Source organism: Skermanella sp., from assembly GCF_059503625.1.
In genome coordinates this window covers 1-4,099 of the sequence record NZ_JCACHA010000075.1, presented here as the reverse complement: position 1 = coordinate 4,099, position 4,099 = coordinate 1, and the positions used below count along the sequence as shown (strand labels likewise).

Annotated in this window: 3 protein-coding genes; 1 reads left to right on the top strand and 2 read right to left on the bottom strand. The window is 64.4% G+C overall.

The window, feature by feature from the left end:
• A partial coding sequence (locus AC5JJ6_RS02045) for an IlvD/Edd family dehydratase (RefSeq protein WP_496040445.1) occupies positions 1-1,619 on the bottom strand: 1,619 nt, incomplete at its 3' end.
• A gap of 249 nt (positions 1,620-1,868) precedes the next feature.
• On the opposite strand from AC5JJ6_RS02045, the gene AC5JJ6_RS02040 reads away from it, so the two are divergent.
• The gene (locus AC5JJ6_RS02040) at positions 1,869-2,849 is read left to right on the top strand and encodes a LysR family transcriptional regulator (RefSeq protein ID WP_496040444.1); all 981 of its coding nucleotides are present in this window, start codon (positions 1,869-1,871) and stop codon (positions 2,847-2,849) included.
• Here AC5JJ6_RS02040 and AC5JJ6_RS02035 read toward each other — a convergent pair.
• Positions 2,737-4,099, bottom strand: a 1,363-nt coding sequence (locus tag AC5JJ6_RS02035) for a sensor histidine kinase (protein WP_496040443.1), incomplete at its 5' end; no start/stop codon positions are given. The genes AC5JJ6_RS02040 and AC5JJ6_RS02035 overlap by 113 nt on opposite strands.

Below are 4,099 nucleotides of genomic sequence, written 5' to 3'. Positions count from 1 at the left end.
CTTGCGGGCACATAGGACAACCCGCCGTTGGCGAGCTTCGCCGTTACGTCCTGCCGGCGCTTCGCCAGTTCCTCGTCGGAGATCAGGATATTGGCTTCGCGCTTGTTCAGGTCGATCCGCACGCGGTCGCCGGTCTGCACCAGCGCCAGACCGCCGCCTGCCGCCGCTTCCGGCGATGCGTTCAGGATCGAGGGAGATCCCGAAGTCCCGGACTGCCGCCCGTCGCCGATGCAGGGAAGTTCGGTGATGCCGCGCTTCAGCAAGGCTGCCGGCGGGTCCATGTTGACGACTTCGGCGGCGCCGGGATGGCCGATCGGGCCGGCGCCCCGGATGAACAGGATCGAATGCTCGTCGATATCCAGCGACGGGTCGTTGATCCGGGCATGGTAGTCCTCGCGGCCGTCGAACACGACGGCCTTGCCTTCGAAGGCCTCGGGGTCGCTCGGGTTCGACAGGTAGCGCTCCCGGAACTCCTTGGAGATGACGCTGGTCTTCATGATGGCGCTGTCGAACAGGTTGCCCTTCAGGTTCAGGAAGCCGGCGTCGGCCAGCATCGGCTGATCGAAGGCGCGGATGACCTCGCGGTCCTCCGTGAACTTGCCCGTACAGTTCTCGCCCATCGTCTTGCCGTTGACGGTCTTGGCATCCGGGTGCGGCAGGCGTCCCGCGGCGATCAGTTCGGCCACGACGGCCGGGACGCTGCCAGCGCGGAAGAAGTCTTCGCCCAGGAACCGGCCCGCCGGCTGCATGTCGACCAGCAGCGGGATGCTGTGCCCGACCTTCTCCCAATCGTCGTTGCTGAGTTCCAGCCCAAGGTGCCGTGCGATGGCGTTGAGGTGGATCGGCGCGTTGGTCGAGCCGCCGATCGCCGAGCAGACCGCGATGGCGTTCTCGAAGGATTCGCGCGTCATGATGTCGGACGGCTTAAGGTCCTCCCACACCATTTCAACGATGCGCTTGCCGGTCAGGTAGGCCGTGGCGGCGCGTTCCTTGTGGACGGCCGGGATCGCGGCCGAACCCGGCAGCATCATGCCCAGCGCCTCGGCCAGCGAGTTCATCGTCGTGGCCGTGCCCATGGTGTTGCAGAACCCTGGCGACGGGGCGGAGGACGCGACCAGATCGACGTATTCCTTCCAGCCGATCTCGCCGGCGGTCTTCAGCTTCTTGGCATGCCATTTGATCGTGCCGGACCCGGTCCGCTGGCCCTTGTACCAGCCGTTCAGCATCGGGCCGACCGACAGGGCAATGGCCGGAATGTTCACGGTCGCCGCCGCCATCAGCAAGGCCGGGGTAGTCTTGTCGCAGCCGGTCGTCAGCACCACGGCGTCCAGCGGATAGCCGAACAGGGTCTCGACCAGCCCCAGATAGGCCAGGTTGCGGTCAAGGCCGGCGGTCGGCCGCTTGCCGGTTTCCTGGATCGGATGGACTGGGAACTCGAAGGCGATGCCGCCGGCTTCGCGGATGCCTTCCCGGATACGTTCCGCCAGGACGATGTGCTGGCGGTTGCAGGGCGACAGGTCCGAGCCGGTCTGCGCGATGCCGATGATCGGCTTGCCGGATTGCAGTTCGTCGCGGGTGATGCCCCAGTTCATGTAGCGCTCGATGTAGAGCGCCGTCATGTCGGGATCGTCCGGATTGTCGAACCAGATCTGCGACCTGAGTTTTACCTGAGTGCCATGCTTTGCATCGAAAGACACGATTCTCTCCCATCCCGGAAACGGGTCGGCGCGTCTTGAGCCGCCGGCCCTTCTTATTGGTTGAATGCGCCAAGGTACGGGGCGCCTGGGATAACCGTCCAATCGAAAATCGGACGACTATGATATAACAATCTGTATGTCTTTACGTGCGGATCAAAGCCGGAAAATTCCATGCTGCCTCAATCTCTGCCGCCGAACTGGTTCCTCCGCGCGCGACTGAAGTTCCGGCATCTTCAGCTTTTCCTTGCGCTCGACGAGCACAGGAACCTCCACCGCGCCGCCGCCAGCCTCAACCTTTCACAGCCCGCAGCGTCCAAGCTGCTCGGCGATTTCGAGGATGCTCTGGGGTTCCCGTTGTTCGAGCGGCACGCGCGCGGCATCGAACCCAACTGGTACGGCGAGCTGATGATTCGCCATGCCAGGGTCATCCTGTCCGAGCTGGCGGTCGCCGGATCGGAACTGACGGCGCTCCAGGCCGGGCACAGCGGCAAGGTCACGGTCGGGACGGTGATGGCGCCGGCGGTGGAACTGGTCGTTCCGGCGGTCGACGCGGTCAGGCAGGGACATCCCGGCCTTCAGATCTTCGTCGACGTCGATACCAGCCCCGCCCTGGTCGACCGCCTGCGGCAGGGCCAGCTCGACTTCGCGATCGCCCGGATTCCGGCGGATGCCGATCCCACTCCCTTCATCTATGAGGAGATCGGCGACGAGGAACTCTGCTTCGTCTGCCGCAGCGGACATCCGCTGGCGGGGATGGACCTCGTCACTCTGGAAGACCTCGTCGGGCAGACCTGGGTATTGCAGCCGCACGGATCGTTGCTGCGCCGGCTGGTCCACCAAATGTTCCGGAGCAGGAGGCTGCCGATCCCGGCACAAGTGATCGAAAGTGCTTCCGTCGTCATGTCGATGGCGATGATCGACAAAACGGACGCGCTGTCGGTTACGGCCCGCGCACTCGCGGAGCTGTACTGTTCGACAAACCGCTTCTCGATCCTGAAGTTCGAGAAGCGCTTCAGCGTCGAGCCCTACGGCCTCGTCCTTATGAAGGATCACCCCTTGTCGCCGGGTGCGCGGACCCTGCTGGCAGCAATCCGGGCCGCTCTTCCTCGTCCGGCGGCGCCGGATCTTGAGCGGAGCGGCACGGTACCGTGATCGAAAACCTCGACCCGTGCCCGACGATCGAGCATACCGATACCTGATGATTGAGCAGGTCCGCAGTCCGGCGGACGATGGACAAGCCTAAGCCGACGCCCTGGGATGCTCCGGGCTCCACCGGATCGATCCGATGGAACTCCTCGAAGATTTCCTCCAGCCGGTCGGCGGCGATGCCGACTCCGGTGTCCCATACCTCCAGCCGCAGCATCGTGTTCCGACGGCGGCAGGCCAGCAGGATTCCGCCATTGGCCGTGTAGCGGAGCGCGTTGCCGAGCAGGTTCGCAACGATCCGGTGCAACAGGTCCGGATCGCTCAGGATTTCGCAGTCATGCCCCCGGATGCGCAGGCTCAGTCCCCGGCTTTCCGCAAGAGGCCTGAACTCCATCTCAAGCCGGCCGAGGAGGTTCGCGGCCGGAAACCTTTCGATGCGCAACTCCACCGTTCCGCTTTCCAGCCGCGACAGGTCGAGCAGGCTCGACAGCATCCGCTGCCCGCTCTCATGCGCTCGCTCCAGCGCTTGCAGCAGTTCATGATTGGGCGTGTCCTTCAGCCGGCTGTCCAGAAGGTCGATGAAAAGCCGCATCGCCTGGAAAGGCTGGCCTAGATCGTGACTGGCGGCGGCCAGGAACCTCGACTTCATCTGGTTCGCCCGGTTGGCCTCGTCGCGTGCCATCCGCAGGTCGGTGGTCCGACGTTCCACCTTGCGCTCGAGGTCGGCGAGGACCGACGACAGCTCGTCCGCAAGCCGGCTCTTCTCCATCTTCAGCTGGAGTATCGTGGAACTCCAGCGATTCAGCTTCCAGGCCGCGATCCACAGGAAGACGGTGAACATGAAACTCAGGGCCGCCATGCCGAGCCAGACCGGGCTTCCCTCAAGAGCGAACCGGATCGCCAGGGGCAGCATGCAGGGGATCAGGAAAGCCATCACCACGGGAAGCAGCGGCGACAGGGTGACGACAGATCCCGCCGCCATCCCGCCCAGGACGAATGCGACGAACAGCCGGTAGAGCGGCGGCTCGGGCAACAGAAGCGCGAGCCCGATACCCCAGATGCAGCCGGAAATTCCTGAAGCCAGGGTCAGACGCCGGACGGACTGCGCGGGATCCCCGATGCTTCCGGTCAGTAATCGTCCCGCCAGACCCTCATGGAAAAAGCGGATCGCAGTCAGTACGACCAGTAAACCCGACCAGACCGCCACTTGCACAACTGGAACGACCGCCGTGAGTACGATGGCGATCAGGATCGAG

What these genes read in the sequence shown, in the direction of transcription:
- AC5JJ6_RS02040 (WP_496040444.1), top strand. Translation starts at nt 1,869, where the DNA reads ATGCTGCCTCAATCTCTGCCGCCGAACTGGTTCCTCCGCGCGCGACTG.